16 protein-coding genes and 1 riboswitch are annotated in these 17,534 nt (G+C 38.2%); of the genes, 6 read left to right on the plus strand and 10 right to left on the minus strand.

Features of this window, described 5'->3' with window-relative positions:
* Positions 1-115 precede the first annotated feature (115 nt).
* From M2353_RS18640 to asnB, 6 genes are read left to right on the plus strand one after another with little or no spacing between them, the layout of a single operon-like run.
* Entirely contained in the window at positions 116-382 is a 267-nt protein-coding gene (locus tag M2353_RS18640) for a class I SAM-dependent methyltransferase (protein ID WP_254506269.1), read from the plus strand.
* On the plus strand, positions 379-843 hold the full coding sequence (locus M2353_RS18645; RefSeq protein WP_284725878.1) for a class I SAM-dependent methyltransferase: 465 nt from the start codon (positions 379-381) through the stop codon (positions 841-843). Before M2353_RS18640 ends, M2353_RS18645 begins: the two co-directional genes overlap by 4 nt.
* Positions 833-1,090, plus strand: coding sequence for a PqqD family protein (locus M2353_RS18650; RefSeq protein ID WP_019743657.1), 258 nt, complete (start codon positions 833-835; stop codon positions 1,088-1,090). Before M2353_RS18645 ends, M2353_RS18650 begins: the two co-directional genes overlap by 11 nt.
* On the plus strand, positions 1,087-2,076 hold the full coding sequence (locus tag M2353_RS18655) for a GNAT family N-acetyltransferase (RefSeq protein ID WP_268430367.1): 990 nt from the start codon (positions 1,087-1,089) through the stop codon (positions 2,074-2,076). The genes M2353_RS18650 and M2353_RS18655 overlap by 4 nt, the downstream gene beginning before the upstream one ends.
* Positions 2,073-3,461 carry an MFS transporter gene (locus tag M2353_RS18660; protein ID WP_284725879.1) on the plus strand — a complete coding sequence of 463 codons (1,389 nt, stop codon included), beginning with the start codon at positions 2,073-2,075 and terminating at the stop codon, positions 3,459-3,461. The genes M2353_RS18655 and M2353_RS18660 overlap by 4 nt, the downstream gene beginning before the upstream one ends.
* Before the next feature lie 6 nt (positions 3,462-3,467).
* Positions 3,468-5,660 (plus strand): asparagine synthase (glutamine-hydrolyzing), encoded by a 2,193-nt coding sequence (asnB, locus tag M2353_RS18665; protein WP_284725880.1) that lies wholly within the window; start codon positions 3,468-3,470, stop codon positions 5,658-5,660.
* A gap of 212 nt (positions 5,661-5,872) precedes the next feature.
* On the opposite strand, the gene bglH is transcribed toward asnB, so the two are convergent.
* The 10 genes from bglH to M2353_RS18715 form a co-directional block, all read right to left on the minus strand.
* On the minus strand, positions 5,873-7,291 hold the full coding sequence (bglH, locus tag M2353_RS18670) for an aryl-phospho-beta-d-glucosidase (protein ID WP_284725881.1): 1,419 nt from the start codon (positions 7,289-7,291) through the stop codon (positions 5,873-5,875).
* A complete protein-coding gene (locus tag M2353_RS18675; RefSeq protein WP_284725882.1) occupies positions 7,263-9,170 on the minus strand; it encodes a beta-glucoside-specific PTS transporter subunit IIABC in 1,908 nt (635 codons plus the stop codon). Before M2353_RS18675 ends, bglH begins: the two co-directional genes overlap by 29 nt.
* A gap of 378 nt (positions 9,171-9,548) precedes the next feature.
* Positions 9,549-10,328, minus strand: coding sequence for a BglG family transcription antiterminator LicT (licT, locus tag M2353_RS18680; protein ID WP_284725883.1), 780 nt, complete (start codon positions 10,326-10,328; stop codon positions 9,549-9,551).
* Positions 10,329-10,551: 223 nt separating this feature from the next.
* Complete coding sequence (locus M2353_RS18685) at positions 10,552-11,367, minus strand: YwqG family protein (RefSeq protein WP_284725884.1); 816 nt, start codon at positions 11,365-11,367, stop codon at positions 10,552-10,554.
* 173 nt (positions 11,368-11,540) lie between these two features.
* The gene (locus M2353_RS18690) at positions 11,541-12,380 is read right to left on the minus strand and encodes a methyl-accepting chemotaxis protein (protein WP_284725885.1); all 840 of its coding nucleotides are present in this window, start codon (positions 12,378-12,380) and stop codon (positions 11,541-11,543) included.
* A gap of 149 nt (positions 12,381-12,529) precedes the next feature.
* Positions 12,530-13,264: an energy-coupling factor transporter transmembrane component T family protein gene (locus M2353_RS18695; protein ID WP_284725886.1), complete on the minus strand. Its 735-nt coding sequence runs from the start codon at positions 13,262-13,264 to the stop codon at positions 12,530-12,532.
* Positions 13,254-14,852: an ABC transporter ATP-binding protein gene (locus tag M2353_RS18700; RefSeq protein WP_284725887.1), complete on the minus strand. Its 1,599-nt coding sequence runs from the start codon at positions 14,850-14,852 to the stop codon at positions 13,254-13,256. Before M2353_RS18700 ends, M2353_RS18695 begins: the two co-directional genes overlap by 11 nt.
* On the minus strand, positions 14,827-15,426 hold the full coding sequence (locus tag M2353_RS18705) for an ECF transporter S component (RefSeq protein WP_019743666.1): 600 nt from the start codon (positions 15,424-15,426) through the stop codon (positions 14,827-14,829). The genes M2353_RS18700 and M2353_RS18705 overlap by 26 nt, the downstream gene beginning before the upstream one ends.
* On the minus strand, positions 15,423-16,109 hold the full coding sequence (tenA, locus tag M2353_RS18710) for a thiaminase II (protein ID WP_007498001.1): 687 nt from the start codon (positions 16,107-16,109) through the stop codon (positions 15,423-15,425). Before tenA ends, M2353_RS18705 begins: the two co-directional genes overlap by 4 nt.
* A gap of 87 nt (positions 16,110-16,196) precedes the next feature.
* A riboswitch (TPP riboswitch) is annotated at positions 16,197-16,300 on the minus strand.
* Between the two features lie 56 nt (positions 16,301-16,356).
* The gene (locus tag M2353_RS18715) at positions 16,357-17,484 is read right to left on the minus strand and encodes a hypothetical protein (protein WP_008345703.1); all 1,128 of its coding nucleotides are present in this window, start codon (positions 17,482-17,484) and stop codon (positions 16,357-16,359) included.
* Positions 17,485-17,534: the final 50 nt, after the last annotated feature.

A 17,534-nucleotide genomic window follows, 5' to 3' on the forward strand; every position in this document is an offset into this window, starting at 1 on the left:
GAAAAAAGTTTATAAAACTCCACGTCTTATTGAGATTCGTAATGTAGTTGTTGCTGGTGGACATTAATAACTGGTTTTTCATACCCTAACACTTTATGAAAGGAGTGTACAATCTTTGCTGACTCATGATGAATGTTATTTATATAATGATTTTGTCAAAGAAAATCAACTATACATATATCCTTTGATAGGTAATAAAATCTTAAATCATACCCTTTCAGGTACTGAAGAGACCATTGTTGATATGGGAACTGGCCCCGGTTATTTAACACATTATTTATGTGACAATTCAAATGCGACTATCTATGCTACTGACATTAATAAAACAATGTTAGAACTAGCACAAAATCAAATAAATACATGTCTTAATAAAAAAACGTGATCTTTGAATTACAAGATGTTCATGCATTAACGTATGCAAATGAGTCGATTGATGCACTAGTTTCTTACTCATGTCTACATCATTGGGTAGAGCCAGTAAAGGGATTAAAAGAGTGCTATAGAGTGCTAAAACCAGGGGGTAAAATCATCATTATTGATACTCACCCTATATCATTACTCTCTTTGAATAGCCTGAAAAAACAAATAGACCCAAAGTATATAAGTATTTTAGAGGAAGCCTTCCTAGAAAGCTACACTGAAAAACATGTAGGTGAAATGCTTACACGCGCAGGTATTTCAAATTATTCAATCCAACCTTTAGAGTTCTCTATTGAAGAGTTTATGGAAGTTATTGATGAAATTGGAGATATTCCAACAAGTACTGATACAAACGAGCCAAAGCCACAATCTTGGTACCTTGTTATAGAAAAAAAGAATGGAGGGAATCACAATGGAAAATAATACAATTCTCGTAAAAAATCCTGATAATGTTACAAGAAAGTACTTAAAAGGTATCATTATCGAACCGGGCATGTCCCTAAATCAAGTCGCAGCTGATTTTTATGAACGAATTGACGGGCAAAGAGAGTTTATTTCAATAGTAACGGAAATTGCTGAAGAATATGATACAGATGTTCAAACATGTATCGAAGACCTGCAAGCATTGAGTAAACAATTAATTGAAAAGGAAGTTGTATATGTAAAATGAATAAACTGAATGATGATATTCTAGAAAACATCTATAAAAACATTTCAACTAAGAGAAGCAAAACAATCGTTAATTACATTGCAATGCTAATTGCACTAGCAAGAGATCATGAACTAAACGAGGATGATTTAATTAATTGGATTCACAGTAAATTAAGTGCAATAGGATATTTTCAAGAAAAAAACCGTTTATTTACTCAAAACAAATTAGATGAATTTGTCGTAGAGTTTATTGAAGGAAGAGCACTATTATATGATGATATCAACATAACTGAAACAAAACAAAACGAATATGTCATCAGTAGCAAATTGTGGTACAAAAAGAATCCACCTGAAAGTTTTTTTTATTTTGGTATTGACCCTGAAGATTTTTCGAACTACGCACAAAAACTTGCTCAAATAAACGCCGAAAAACTAGGTATCTCAATCAATTTTTCTAAGGATCAAGCGACTGACAACGAAATAGCTCATATCCAGCTTTCAAAAAAATGTTCTCTTTCAGAAGAATTGACAGTAACTCAGCCAAGTTCAAAAGACTTTTCGTGGTTAACATGTTTTTTCAATGAACATTGGGGTGGAACGACTATGGTGTCTAAAGGGACAACTTATAATGTTTTAAATGAAAACATTATGTTGGCTAAACGTGGAGATACTATAGTAGGAATATTAGTTTACAAAATATTCAAAGAAGAGGCGGAAATCCTGACTTTAGAGGCTCTAGAAAAGTACCATGGGGTTGGCAGTAAATTGCTTTTTGAGTTAGAACAACATCTAAAAACACAAAATATACAATCTATTAATTTAATCACTAGTAATGATAACTTAAATGCCATTAGGTTTTATCAAAGGAAGGGATATTCTTTCAAAAATATCTATATCGGTGCAATTGATAAAGCAAGAATGCTTAAGCCGACAATTCCCTCTATAGGAAATTACGGAATAAATGTCAAAGATGAATTAGAATTTGAAAAAAGGTTGATACGATGACTATAAAAAGCAGATTGATTGTTATTGCGATTTCACTAGGAGTATTTGCTAGTTCGATGAGTATTACCATGTTATTTATAGCCTATCCTGAGTTAGTTCAATTTTATAATATTGATTATGAAGTCGTACAGTGGAGAAACATCGTTTTTTGGTCTTTCTTCGGAGTTTTCATGCCCTTTTTTGGCATAATGGCTAAAATGACTAATGTAAAAAAAATGTTTTTAATAGGATTAAGTTTATTCACTATTTCTTGTTTGCTTAGTGCTTTTTCATCTAGCTGGGGAATGTTCTTGGTAGGGCAATCTTTTCAAGGGTTAGCTGATGCTATGATTGTTCCAGTACAAGCTGTGCTTATTAGAAGCATATTTAGTGAAGATAAAATTGGTTGGGCATTCGGATTACAAGGTTCAGTGATGGCCGCATCAGCGCTGTTAGGTCCATCGTTAGGCGGTTTGATTATACAGAGTATGAAATGGCAAATGATATTTTTGTTACTAGGGCTCATTGGATTGATAGCACTTGCTCTAGGGTTAATGCTAGTTCCTAATATTGAAAAGTCAACTAAATTTATTTTTGGAAATTTACCTATAGTAGGAACTTTAAGCTTACTTTTAACCTTTATATCCATTCAAGCAATATTTATTAGTGAAAGTGACATTTGGATTTTATTTGGTTTTACAGGTCTTGCTTCATTTTTGTATGTTGAATTTTTCAATAAAGTCCAAACTAAAATCATCCCCCAAGATTTATGGAGTAATAGGCCATTTTTGATCAATGCGCTCAGAGGTTTTTTTATTTTCTTATCCATAAATGCTATTGCTACGTTTACCCCAATTTATTTTAGGATGTCTCAAGGCTATGAAGCCAGTGTAGTAGGCATGGTATTACTTGCAAGCCCTATTGTGATGATTTCACTAGGTGCTTGGGGTGGGAGACGCGTGGATAAGTCACTAAATAAAACAATGATATTTGGTCTAACTTTATTATCAATATATAGTATTGGATGCATTCTCCCCGGTGAAAACTCTTTTCATTATGTATATTTTATCTTGGTGTTCATTATAGGTGGTATCGGTGCTGTAATGGTTCTGCCAGCTCAAAATAAAGTAGCCTTAACTTCTTCGCCAAAAACTGAAACAGGAACCTATATGGGGTTATTTCAGATGGTTCAATTTACCACCGCAAGCGTAGCGGGTGTCTTGTTTGCTCCAATCATACAATCAACAACGAATACAGAAATATCAGTATCTGGATATCAGATGATTGGTGTCACCTCTACTGTTTTCTTTCTCTGCTCAATGCTTATTGTAATTATAGAAGCGAAAATAAATAGACGAAAAATAGTAGATAATAATGGAGAAATTCAACTTAATAATAAGGAATGATCATTTATGTGCGGAATAGTTGGATTGGTTAAATTTCATTATGATGTTATTTCACATGAAGTCCTTTCTATGAAAAACATGTTGGAAGAAATCAATTACAGAGGCCCAGATGGAGATTTTTATCATATAAATGGAAGAGAAGCATTCGGATTTTGTAGACTTGCCATAAATGATATTACTCATGGTGATCAGCCCTTTGCTAATCATGACGAATCTATTATTGTCATGGTTAATGGTGAGATATACAATCATCATGATCTAAAAAGCAAACTAAAAAGAAAACGAGCTTTCCGTAGCAGGTCAGACTGTGAAATAGCATTATACTTATATGAAGATTATGGAATAAATTTCTTGAATTTTTTAAATGGAATGTTTGCAATCACTATTCTAGATAAAGTTCAACAGAAGCTTTATCTTATAAAAGATAGGTTTGGTATTAAACCTTTGTTTTATAACTTTACGGGAGAACGTATTATCTTTGCATCAGAAATTAAAGCTTTATTGCAATATCCTGATTGTCCACGCACATTTAATTGGATGGAAGCTTTAAGTGATTCTTGGTTAGCTGGGCATGTTTCAAATAATATAACGCCCGTGGGGAGCTTTTTTTCGGGGATTGAAAATATACCAGGTGGACATTACATCGAAGTGAACCTCAGAAATAAAACAGTGAATACAAAAGAATACTGGAACATCACCAAAATTCCTATACATCACCTATCCAAAAATAAAATCATAGAGAAATATATAAATCTTTTAGACTCTTCTTCAAGAAAATGTTTAATGAGTGATGTAGATATAGGTCTATTTTTAAGTGGTGGTATTGATTCTGTGTCAATAGGGCATTTTGCAGCAAAACATATAGAGATCAACAGCTTTTCTGTTGTAAGTAGAAGTACCATTGTTAACGGGGATGCAGAGTATGCTTTAAAAGCCGCACAGCATTATCAATTTAATGAACATTTTGCTGATTTTAATGAGGATACTATGGACTATAGTATCGATGATTGGAAATCTCTTTTATGGTTATGTGAGAGCCCTTATTGTAGTGCCGAGCAACTCTATAAATATCATCTCCATAAATTCGCAAAACACTCCAATCCAAATATAAAAGTTATATTAACTGGTCAAGGTAGTGATGAATTCAATGGAGGATATAGCCAACTTTTTTCTGAAAGAGATCCAGCCTGGCCCACTTTCATGCAATCGTTAAAGATTTTGGATAAAAACAAAGAAATGAATTTACTGAACGACCCAATTAATACATGGGATAATTTATTTCAAGGAAATTTATTAAAAAATAACTTTTTTAACACCAAAAATAATCCTTACTTAAACTATGTTTATTCCAAATATAGAGATATTCAGATGTATAACTGCTGGTTGGAAGACAGAATTGCTGCTGGTAACCATATAGAGAATAGGGTTCCTTTCTTAGACCACAATCTCATTGAACTAACACTTGGTGTTGAAGAAAACAAGTATGCTGATCTTTTTTTTGATAAAAACATACTTAGAGAAGGTCTTCTAAAATATACAGACATTCCCGAAACATTAGTAAAGAGACCTAAAGTTCCATTTTTTTATGGAAAAGGGGTTAAGTCTACTAGAAATTTAATTTTAAATATCTTAAAGAAGAATAATTATGAAATAATTGATTACGCTTTTAATAAAAATAATTTTGTTAATATAGATTCCATCTATCAATTTGCAAAAACCATTGAAAATCATCACGACTTAGAAAATATTGAGTTCTTAACACGGTTAATCAATATGGGAATGTTAGAACAAATGTCTAGTGATTTATCTGTAAAAGTTAAGGACACAAATAAAATTAGTATTCCACCAAGAATAAATATACACAAGTTAAATTTAAGCCAAGACAAAGCTCTCACGATTAATACATTACACGTTCCAATACTAAAAGAAAACATAGATATTTTAATGCCTTTACAAGAGGATAACTTATTATATATCACTATTAATAATAGCATTGAATACCTTGTTGATTCACGCGATGATTATGAATGGTTTACTTTTTTAAGTAAAATCAATGGTATCAAATCCATAAAAGATATTTTATCTCAAAATAATCAAGACTTTAGAGATATAAAAGAAAGACTTGAAGAATCAGTATTACTTGATATTATCGAATTGAAACCACTTTTTGAAGATCAAAGCTCTTCTCCAAAAGCATAAATAAATATATTCGAAAGATCATATGATTTATTTGAACCACGCAAAAATTTAAAGTGTGGTTTATTTTTTGTACAATTTTGTCTTTTTCATAAAACAAAAAGCATTATCATTCCAAAGTGACACCTAAAGAATGATAATGCCTCGATTCAAATTGTTTTCATCGTTTTATGAAACCGTGTGTTCTCAAAGAAACCAAACAATATTTTCTCTATTTAGTCGTCTAAATGCTTTCCATTTGTCGCGATCACTTGTTTATACCAATCAAAGCTTTTCTTTTTCTTTCGATCTAATGTACCGTTTCCTTCATTATCACGGTCGACATAAATGAAGCCGTAGCGTTTTTTCATTTCAGCTGTTGATGCACAAACAAGATCAATTGGGCCCCAGCTTGTATAGCCGATCAGATCAACACCGTCTGCGATCGCTTCTCTTGCCTCAAGCAAATGACTTCTTAGGTAATCAATTCGGTAATCGTCTTGAATGGAGCCGTCTTCTTCTACTTGATCCACAGCACCCAATCCATTTTCTACGATAAACAATGGTTTTTGGTAGCGGTCATATAGTTGGTTTAGTGTTGTACGAAGTCCTTTTGGATCAATTTGCCAGCCCCAATCACTTGCTTCTAGATAAGGGTTTTTCACGCCTTCAAATAGGTTACCACCAGTCACTTGTCCAAGAACCTCTGGATCTGTACTTGTCACAAAACTCATATAATAGCTGAAGCCGATATAGTCGACTGTATGGTTTCTTAGAATGTCTTCGTCACCGTCTTGGAATTCAATGTTGATGTTATTTTCCAGGAAATAACGTTTCATGTATCCAGGGTAATAGCCTCTTGCCTGTACATCTGAGAAGAACAATGTTTTACGATCTTGATCAATCGCAGCAAACATATCTTCTGGTCTTGAGCTGTACGGATAAGTTGTCATCGCTGCAATCATACAACCGATTTTCGCATCTGGAATGATTTCGTGTCCTGCTTTAACAGCTAGAGCACTTGCAACAAATTGGTGATGCGCTGCTTGATATTGTATGCTTTTCTCGTCTTCGCCTTCTTCAAATACAAGGCCGCCCCCTGTGAATGGAGCATGTAAGACGACGTTAATTTCATTGAAGGTCATCCAATATTTCACTTTATCTTTAAAGCGAGTGAACAATGTTTTAGCGTATGTTTCATAAAGACCCACAAGCTTACGGTTTCTCCATCCGCCGTAGTTTTTCACAAGTGCAAGTGGCATTTCATAGTGAGAGATCGTGACAACTGGCTCAATTCCATGCTTATGCAGTTCATCAAATACTTTTTCATAGAAAGCGAGGCCCGCTTCATTCGGTTCCGCATCGTCGCCATTTGGGAAAATACGTGGCCAAGAAATGGATAGTCTGAAGCACTTGAATCCCATTTCTGCAAACAGGGCAATATCTTCTTTGTAACGATGATAGAAGTCGATCGCATCATGATATAAGTTAAGGTCTTTCATTGATTCATCGAATGGGTGCATAATACCGTGTGGTGATACATCCGCTGTCGATAAGCCTTTTCCATCTTTGTTATAAGCGCCTTCAATTTGGTTGGCGGCTACTGCGCCGCCCCATAAGAAACCTTTAGGAAATGTTTTTTCTAAATTGGTCATGTTGAATGCCCTCCTCATTTTCTTCTACACTGACTGTAAGCAATGTCTCTTTTACTGTAATCGCCCCATCTGTTTTCGCATCAACTTGTGCAAAATCATTTGTGTTGGTGACGATAATTGGCGTTGTTACATCATAGCCATCTTGCTGAATGCCCTTGATATCAAATTCAACTAGCAGATCTCCTGCTTGAACGAGATCACCTGACTGCACATGACTTGTGAAATGTTTACCGCCAAGTTTTACTGTATCAATCCCCACATGGATGAGAAGCTCTGTGCCTTGATCACTCTTTAAACCAATGGCATGTTTCGTTTGGAAAATGGTTTCAACCTTGCCGTTGAACGGGGCTACTACACGTCCAACTGTTGGGACAATGGCTGTTCCTTTACCCATGATTTCATTAGAGAATGTTGCATCATTTACTTGACTGAGCGGCTTTAGTTGACCTTCAAGCGGGCTTTGTACCACTTCATTTTGAAGCGCTACTGTGTCTTTCTTTTCTTCTGGTTTGTCTGCTTTTGTATCATCTTTCACTGGTACATCTTTGAACCCTAGAACAAGTGTCATGATGGTTGCTACAACAAAGCCGATCACTAATCCAATGATGGAGTAAACAAATGTCGGTCCAATGAACGTTGGGAGACCTGGAAGACCTGCTGATCCTGATATCACATATGACTTTACTTTGAAGATAGACATGAACACGCCGCCTGCTGCTGCACCAATGAGGGCTGCAAGGAACGGTTTTTTCAATCGCATGTTCACACCATACATAGCAGGTTCAGTAATACCCATTAACACAGTGATACTTGTAGACATCGCCAATGATTTGAATGTTTTGTTTTTTGATCTTAAGAAGACACCGAATGCTGCGCCTGCTTGTGCCATATTCGCTACAAACATCATTGGAAGAATGAAGTCAAAACCGTTTAATGTAATGTTGTTGATCATGATTGGAAGTAGTGCATAGTGCATGCCCGTAATGATCAATGGTGACATAAAGCCACCGATTAAGAGTCCGGCCAAAATACCTGCATGTTTGAACAATAAATCAATTCCACCTGAAAGGCCATTTCCGATAATCCCACCAAGCGGTCCAACCGCGATGAGCATAACTGGTACCACGACAAGAAGTGTAACTGTTGGAACAAGAATGATTTTTAGTGATTTCGGACTATATTTTTCCGCGAATCTTTCAACATATGAGCCGAGCCAGATCGTGAGTAGAATTGGAATCACCGATGAAGAGTACACAACGGCAACCACTGGCAAGCCTAGAAATTCTGTATTTCCTGCACCTAGTAAAGCCGTTAACTGCGGGTGCAGTGCGGCTGCTGCAATGGCAGCGGCGATATACTGATTTGTGCCAATTTTTTTGGCTACGCTTACAGCGAGCAGAATCGGTAAGAAGTAAAAGGCTCCGTCTCCGATAGCTGTTAAAATCGCATATGTGCTGCTTTTATCTGAGATCCATTGGAACGTCAGCATTAATGCCAAGATCCCTTTGATCATACCAGCTCCAGCGATGGCTGGAAGAATCGGTGTGAAGACACCAGAGATAAAATCGAAAAGTTTAGAAATCACATTTTGTTTTGAAGCTTCTTCTGAACCGCCTGATTTCACATCGGCTGATAGCCCAGAATCAGCAATCATTGCTTGATAGACGTTTGATACGTCGTTGCCAATAATGACATGGTATTGACCGCCGCTTTGATTCACGCCCATGACGCCGTCTGTTGATTGCAGCTTCTCTTTATCCGCTTTGCTTTCATCGTATAGGTTGAAGCGGAGCCTTGTCATACAGTGCGTGACTTGCTTTACATTCTTTTCACCGCCGACAAGCTCTAGAACTTCTTTTGCTGTTTGTTTGTGGTTCATTGTGTTACCCTCCAATCGTTGATTTCATCTTGATATAGAAAAAACCTAAACATCCATTAATGCCCGAAAAATAGCGATTCAGACATTAATCGATATTTAGGTTTTGCCTGCTTAACCAGTAACAATCCTTCATAGCGATTGATCGTTATTCAATTTTATAAGCCTTTAGATACAAAAAACCTAAATCATGCCTTATCAAAGATAGGGACAATGATTTAGGTTTTGCCTGTTTGACCAGTAACAATCCTAAAAGATTGTGGGTTATTAAGTTTATAGTTATAAATTAGCATGTTAATTTCGATATGTCAACGCTTTCTTTTTGATTTATTTTCTTTTTATGACTCGATCGATGTGCAAAGTTAAGTATAACATCTCATCTTATATGAGACTTCGGTTGTATTCTTTTTGAACATAGTCATTAATTTTCTCCGCACATTGAAAAGCGGCTGTATTTTTTTCCTTTACCACTTCATACAGAAACTCATTTTGATTTTCCATTTGTGTTTCGTTAAACAGACGCTGTCCAAAAAACTTCAAATGCGTGACAAAACGGAAATAATTTAATGATTCTTCGTCCAAATCAATTTGGAAATGATACTTTACGATGTTCAAAATATCTTGAATCAGTTTTGTAATTTGAATGACATTCGGCATTTCCTCATTCAGTTCTGCATTGACAATATGCATCGCAATAAAGCCTGCTTCATCCTCGGGAAGATGGATGTTGAGCTTGTCCTGTATGATCCGAATCGCTTCTACACCACACATGAATTCCTCTTTGTACAGCCGTTTGATTTCCCAAAGCAAGGCATTTTTAATGTCCATTCCTTTTTGATGACGTTCAATAGCAAAGGTAATATGATCCGTTAATGTGACATAGATGCTGTCATTTAAATTTTTGTTAAGGGTCGTTCTTGCGTGATCGATAATTGCCTCACACACTTGCATATACTCGATCGGAATATCATAAAGCAGGGTTTTGAATTTTTCTGATATATCTTTATTTTGAATGGAAAATACTTTTTCGATACGTTCTTCTTCAATCGGGTCTCCGCTTTTCTTTTGAAACGCAATCCCTCTGCCCATAATGACCAGCTCATGTTGCTCGTCATCATACGCACTGACCACATTATTGTTGATTACTTTCGAAATGATCAATTGATCCCCCCCAGTACATTCCGCTTTTTCGAGCATTTCATTGTTGATTGATATGTCATTTTATTATTATTTTCAAAAAAGAGGACTTTAAGATGATTTTACATTTTTTTTGATACGGTCAACTAGAAAGAATGACATATTACCTCTCAGAAATGACGATTTAGGGGCAAAAAGGCTAAAAATAGACAAAAAACACTCTTCAAAAAGAGTGTTTTTTACAAAATTAGGAGCAATCCCAGTTATAGACGACATCTTCGAAATGTTTTCGTTTGAGGTCTTCTGGTTTGATAAAAAAGTTAGCAATGCCGCAATCTCCCCACAACATGTCCACTTCATCATCTGAGTCAATTTGCAATAATAGCACAGTATGTTCTTGGTCTACATAGGTACGCGGGTCTTCTTGTGTAAAACCTGGGTATCCGCCAACTTTATGGCCAAAACCACTTGCTGTCTCATAAAATTCATCTAGCAATTGATCTGCTTCATCACCATCAATACCAACAGCATCTTCGAATAGATCCCAGCTTTGCTTTCCTGTGACTTTTTCAAAGCGGAAATCTCCTACACTGATCGTTTCGCTTGATAATTCACCTGTAATCGCACCTTCCTTCGTAACTGGAAAATAAAAATCGTCAGGAATTTTCACGAATGAAAAATCAGTCAATAAGTCTTCTTCAGCTAAGAAAGGTTCCTCAATAAATTTGATCCGAAAATCTTTTTGCTCTGTTTTTTGGTCAATATTCATCCCATAAAGATCATCATGTACAGAAATAAACACTTGCAAAAGTCCTGTTTCTGGGTAACCTTTCAGCTTTGGCAGCTGGCCGAAATTGATTTGTGCCAGCAGCTTCATAGGATGGCCTTCTCCATCAACGGGATATTCGTCGTTTTTTGGGAAATAAGGATCACCTGCTATTTTGCTGTCATATGGTCCTGTTTTTCCTTGTTTTATCTGTAATTGAATCAGTGGTTTTTCGGTTTGATCTAGCAATGGACGGTAAGGCGCAAGTACTTCTTGCAGCTTTGCTGATTGTGTCAAGATGGTCTTCCTCCTTATGAATAGGTCTAATGATCAAAACAGGTCTCTCTTTTTCTATCATACAGAAGTGTAACTTCCCTGTCAGTGAAAAACCCGTCAATATCATGACAAAACACTCACTTTAACACGTTAAAAAACCTCCGATACGGCTGGAGGTTTGGTGATTCGTTTATTTATTTCACTTGATAATTCACTAAGTCTGTTGCCAATGATTTCATCGTTTCGTTCGTTTCGTGCAGCCCCTCAATAATTTTTGTGAAAGTGCCAACGAGTTCTGCTTGATGTTCAGAAGAAGCCACGATTTGTGCTATTTCTTCTTCCATTCCTTTGATAGAGCCTTGCACATCTTTTAGCGCTGTTTCAATATCAGTCGTTGCTTGCTTCGCGTGAGTAGACAGCTTTCTCACTTCTGTAGCAACCACCCCAAAGCCTGCTCCTGCTTCACCTACTCTTGCAGCCTCAATGGATGCATTGAGTCCAAGTAAGTTCGTTTGATCAGAGATACCTTTGATGAGATTAGACACTTGGTTGATTTTAGAGGAATTTTCGACAGTGGTTTTTGTATTTTGTAGAATTTGTTCACTTGTCGCTTGTAGTTCCTCTGAATGTGCAGCCACTTGCTGTACCATCGCGACTAGTTTTTCGGAAGCATCGTTACTTTCCGTCATAATGTGTTCTAATCGTTGTTGATTCGTTTGGTCATATGCTACACAGAAGGCAGCGATTACTTGACCATTGTCATCTTTAATCGGGACGGCGACGATGTCCATAGGAATACCGTACACCTCTTTAGGAATCTGGATAAATGATGGCTCTCTCCCATTTTTCAACATCGAAAAGTTTTGGAACCCGGGAGCTACAACATCCCCTGCTTGAAACCCTAAGTCAATGTTCCCGTGCTGCTGATAATAAAGAACCTTCTCTTTCCCTAATACAGAAAAGGTTAGCTGCTCTCTCATAGCTAGTCCAACGATTGGTAAAGCGTCTATTATGTTATCAATTCTCTGTGACATTCGCTCACGTTCATCCTCTCTTTTTCTCAGTACACTCTCTTTATCGGTTCTTTATATGATCTATTACAGCCTGCAATGTGTACTAATATCAACCAAATGACCTAAGACATATAAAACAGCCACATTCTATCAAGAGAATGTGGCTGTTTTTAAAAAAAGAACATGCATATCAACACACTGATGACGATGAAAAAAAGATACATGCAGTCGATCCATGAAGTGCTGATGACATGATAATATGTTCTCTCCCTCGTCCCTGTGAAGCCTCTTGCTTCCATCGCAATGGCTAGTCGTTCAGATTTCCGTACGCCTTGCGTGAAAAGGGGGAGTGCATAACGTATAAAGGCTTTCCAGCTGTTTTTTTGCTTGTAACCTCTAATTTTATGTGCAGCCTTCATTTGCTTCAATTCACTTTGAAACAACGGGATAAACCGGAAGCCTGCCAGCATCCCATATGCCCATTTGGGTGACATTCGGCATTGATGGATTAAGCTCATCATAAAGGCCGTCAAATCAGTTGTTGATGTAAAAAGGAGACCAAATGTCACAAACCCAAGCATTCTAAAAGAAATGGTCAGCCCATTTCTTAAACTCTCCTCCGTGATATGAAACCATGCCCACTTCCAAACTGTATGATCTCCCTTGCCAAAGGCCGCGATCATCCAAAACACGAGAATGAAAAAGAGCAGATAAGGTACAAGTCTGGTGATGAGGTATTTCAAATTCCAGCCGCCTAGGACAAGTCCAATTCCAAGTGCAAACAGCCAGATGATGAACGTCGTTTTAGGATCAGAAATCGCCATCAGACAGCACATCGCAAGGAGATGGGCGAGTAATTTCATGACTGGGTTTAGAGTGGATAGAAAGGAGTGATTACTTTGCAATCGTCATCACTTCCTTTCTTTCAGCCATATAGCGATAATGTAACGGCACTCTCAGCTCACAGGAAGTGACAAGTTCCTGATGAGAAAATAAATCAAAAGGCGTACCATCATAAACATGCTCCCCTTGATGAAAAACAAGCACCTGATCAGCGCACTCATCAACGAGTTCCATATCATGTGTGACCATGATAATAGTGGTGCCTTGTCGTTGACGTTCTTTTAAACGCCGGATTAACTCCCTCGCCGTTTTCTCATCCTGCCCGAAGGTCGGCTCATCTAAAATGAGTACATCCTGATCAAAAAGAAGCATCGTGGCAACACTTAATCTTCTTTTTTGTCCTAAGCTTAAGGTGAAAGGATGCGCATCTCTATGCTTCTCTAGGCCGAACTCTACCAATAGCTGATTCGTTTTTTCTTGCACCACAGACTCTGACCAATTTCGCTGTCTCCCACCAAATGCGATTTCATCAAACACTGTATCCTGTATAAATTGAAGTTCTGGATTTTGAAATACAAAGCCTGCTTTTTCATATAATGTTCGGTCAGACCACTTTTTCAGGTGTTTTCCTTTTAAGAAAATGTGACCTTTCTTTATTGGTTCTAAACGGATGACATGTTTAAGAAACGTACTTTTTCCGCTGCCATTTTCACCGATGATCGCAACCCAATCTCCTGCTTTTATATTAAGGTGCAGGTCATCTATAATGCTTTTTTTCCCGTAGCTTAATTGTAGATGATCTGTGCGAATAATGACCTCTCGATCTGTTGATGACAATTTCTCATGACGTTCTTTTCTCGCCTCAAAGGTTTGCAAGAGTGTTTGACTCAGTGAATGAAACGGATCTTGTAAGACATTGGACCATTTCTCGGGAAATATTTTCGGACGCCAGATGCCGGCCTCTTTCATTTCTCCCTCAAATGTATTCATCACGTCTTTTGGCGTTCCATCTGCTATGATACGGCCTTGATGATCTAATAAGATCACCCGATCCATCCACTCGATGACACCGTCTAACACATGCTCCACAAAAATCATCGTCTGATTCTGTTCAGCCGAAAGCTGCTGAAGTAATTGAAATATCTCCATTCTTCCTGCTGGGTCAAGCTGTGCTGTCGGTTCATCAAAGAACAGGACATCTGGCTCTAATGCTAGTAAACAAGCAAGCGCCAACCGCTGCTTCATTCCGCCAGATAAGGTATGAATATCTGTATTTGGGTCGACATCCAGCTGTACCTTTTTCATGAGATGCTGAATCATGTCATCCATTTGTTCACGAGGGACAGATCGATTCTCTAAGCTAAACGCAATTTCTTCATTGACTCGGTGCATACAAAACTGCGAATCTGGGTCTTGAAACATGAGACCAGTATGCCTTTGCCGCATCACTTCTCCCTGTACTTCAGCTTCCATATGCTCTGGAATAATGCCAGCAAGCACAGAAATCAGCGTAGATTTCCCGCTTCCACTTGGTCCTAATATCAGCACCTTTTCCCCCTTTTGAATAGAAAGAGATACTTGATGAAGAACGGGATTCGGCTGTTCATAAAAACGGACAGTGAGATTACTGCACGCGAGAAATGAATCCATGCTGGTCACCCTTACTTCGTTTTTCTTTCATGATGGCATATTGATTCAGCACACCCGTTTTAGATAAAGCATCCACCACAACCTTTGCCAAGCAACCACCGAGTAACATACCGCTGATGACTTGAGTGACAAGTGTCATGAGTAACACTTGAGGCGTGTAATAGCCGAATCCATTGGCAATGAGGCTATATGCCATTGCCCCTACTGCTGCAAAGGCACCAGACAACATGAGTGTCCACATGCGATATCGCTTATAGCCAAATAGAGCGAAGGCGATTTCTGCTCCAAGTCCTTGGCATACACCAATCAAAAGCGCAGAAAGACCGAAGTGGCTGCCTGTCAGTAATTCCACGGCAGCGGCAGCTGTTTCTGCGATGAGGGCAGCGCCTGGCTTTTGGATAATGTAAGCAACGATTGGACTGGCAATGACCCAAATTCCGAACATGATGTTGCCTCCTGCTGGACCGACAAGGGCTGTAATCGGTAAATAAAGAGTCGACCACCCTAAATAGATAACTCCGCATGCCACTGATAAAATGACAGCAAGAACGACTTCTTTCATCTTCCATGTCATGAAGAATGCACCTCCATTTGGACAGGCCACTCTTCGACAGTAAAGGCCATGTCCCAAAATTTATACTCAAGCTGACAGCTTAAGATGAAGTGCTGTTTCATTTTCTCCTTTTCCTTCTCACTTGCTCCTTCCGCCCACTGATCAAGCCGTTTGCAAAGCTCCACTGTAACAGAGTCCGTTAACCCGCCATAAAACGTGATCCACTCATAGAATGGATGGGCAGGGTCGGGCTCAACATCTTTAAGCATTCGTTTGCCTATTTCCCAATAGGTCCAAGGGCAAGGGAGCAAAACCGCAATGATTTCTCCTAGCGTCCCTTCCTCGGCGACTTGCAGCATGTGATGAATATAGTGATGAGCACTTGGCGCCAAAGACGCACCTTGCAGTTCATCATAAGCGACACCTGCCACTCGGCAAAGGTTTTGATGAGGATGTGTCTCACTATCAAGGACAAAAGCCATTTGTTGATGGAAAAAGGTAATGTCCTCTCTGTCTGTACATCTGCTGATGGCTGCCGCATAAATTTTAATAAAGGCATTTAAATATTCTGCATCCTGTTTGACATAATGAATGATCTGTTCCTTTTCAAGTTCTCCTGCTGCGAGTCCTCTCACAAACGGATGCTGATAAATCGCTTCAAATAATGGTTCTGCTTCTTGCCTTAATTGGGTTGAAAATGTCATAAAAAAAGCCTCCTCTTTTTCAGTTGAATAAATGAAAAAGCCACCCCGAATGGAGCGGCCTTCTTATCGATTCAATCATGAATAAGACAAGGTCCAGCTCCACTTCCCTCCGCTAGTACAAACTAGATCAGGTTCAAAGGGTCCAAGATTTCCTCTTGTCTCAGTCATACATGACTCCCCTAGTGGACTTTTGTCATTTAATTATCTTTACTCTACACATGTGGCGATTTGATGTCAACCGCCGATCTTAATTCAATGTATTGATCGTTGGCAGCTTCTCGATCCCTGCTGCATAGTAGAAATTAAGGACACTGAAGAAATCAATTGGCTTTCCTGTCTTTAAATCAACAGCCAAAATATGATCGCCGTAATTTGTCAGGTCATCAATGTCTAAACGCCTTGGCGTTGTCTTTCCGAGAGTATCAACAAAGCTGCTATGGTAGTACTGCCCACTAGCAAACGATGATTCATGATACATAAATAATGTCTCCACATCTAAGTAGACAAGAATGGCCTCAGAGGAACTCGCATATGGAGCAGAGTACGATACTGGTGCCGAAATACTTTTCACTTTTACACTGTCAACAGAATGCGTTCTCTGTTGATATTTTCCATCATATGAGAAATAAAATACACGCTCCCATTTATAATCAGCGGTCTTAGATTGTTTGTTATACACTTTTGTACCATTTGCGAAAACATCCCCATTGGCATACGAAGCAACAAAGTATTGCAATGTTGATGACAGGGATTCAGCACCTGTGAAATTTGGTGGGTTTTTTGCATTCACCTGTAATGTATATGAGTCTCCAAAGTCTCCACCGCTAGTAATACCAAACGCATAATCCCCCGCTGGTAAATTGCTTAACGCAAGCAGACTGCCTGCCGGTTGAATCAGATCCGTTGGATAAGCTTGTCCTTCTTCATAATCAATAACAAATAACTGAACGAAATAATCAGCATTTGGAGAGGTAATCCGGCTGATGAGCGCCTGAGGGGACGATGTACTTAAGAACCATAAATCAACTGGATCTTCCTCGTTTAAAACTGCCGATTGATTAATGGCTAGTCCATCAATAGAGCGAACGGCAGACGTGCGCATCTTTCCATCTGCAGCCGCTTTTCGTTTAATACTTATTCCCTTTTTCTTATCTACTTTAAATGATTTTTTTACTTCCTTCTGTTGAACCGCAGTCCCTTTATCCTGCTTTTCAAACGACTCTTGCACTTGCTGAATGGCTTTTTCAGTCAGTGGCGATACTTTTTCACTTGATTTTGGTGCATCTTCTGCTTTGATTGCTGGTGAAAATAAACCTGTTGTGACCAATAAAATAGACAGTAAGGCGGCGGTGATTTTGACATAAAATGCTCTCACAGGAACATCCCCTTTTCCCTAATTTGGGTTTTTTACCCTGTGATTATTTT

This window comes from Bacillus aerius, from assembly GCF_029894105.1.
In the GTDB taxonomy this organism is placed as follows: domain Bacteria; phylum Bacillota; class Bacilli; order Bacillales; family Bacillaceae; genus Bacillus; species Bacillus altitudinis.

Bases quoted from the DNA above. Each gene is read 5' to 3' on its own strand.
- M2353_RS18650 (WP_019743657.1), top strand. From the start codon at position 833: ATGGAAAATAATACAATTCTCGTAAAAAATCCTGATAATGTTACAAGA.
- M2353_RS18655 (WP_268430367.1), top strand. From the start codon at position 1,087: ATGAATAAACTGAATGATGATATTCTAGAAAACATCTATAAAAACATT.
- M2353_RS18660 (WP_284725879.1), top strand. From the start codon at position 2,073: ATGACTATAAAAAGCAGATTGATTGTTATTGCGATTTCACTAGGAGTA.
- asnB (WP_284725880.1), top strand. From the start codon at position 3,468: ATGTGCGGAATAGTTGGATTGGTTAAATTTCATTATGATGTTATTTCA.
- bglH (WP_284725881.1), bottom strand. From the start codon at position 7,291: ATGACCAATTTAGAAAAAACATTTCCTAAAGGTTTCTTATGGGGCGGC.
- M2353_RS18675 (WP_284725882.1), bottom strand. From the start codon at position 9,170: ATGAACCACAAACAAACAGCAAAAGAAGTTCTAGAGCTTGTCGGCGGT.
- M2353_RS18690 (WP_284725885.1), bottom strand. From the start codon at position 12,380: ATGTCACAGAGAATTGATAACATAATAGACGCTTTACCAATCGTTGGA.
- M2353_RS18700 (WP_284725887.1), bottom strand. From the start codon at position 14,852: ATGGATTCATTTCTCGCGTGCAGTAATCTCACTGTCCGTTTTTATGAA.
- M2353_RS18705 (WP_019743666.1), bottom strand. From the start codon at position 15,426: ATGACATGGAAGATGAAAGAAGTCGTTCTTGCTGTCATTTTATCAGTG.
- tenA (WP_007498001.1), bottom strand. From the start codon at position 16,109: ATGACATTTTCAACCCAATTAAGGCAAGAAGCAGAACCATTATTTGAA.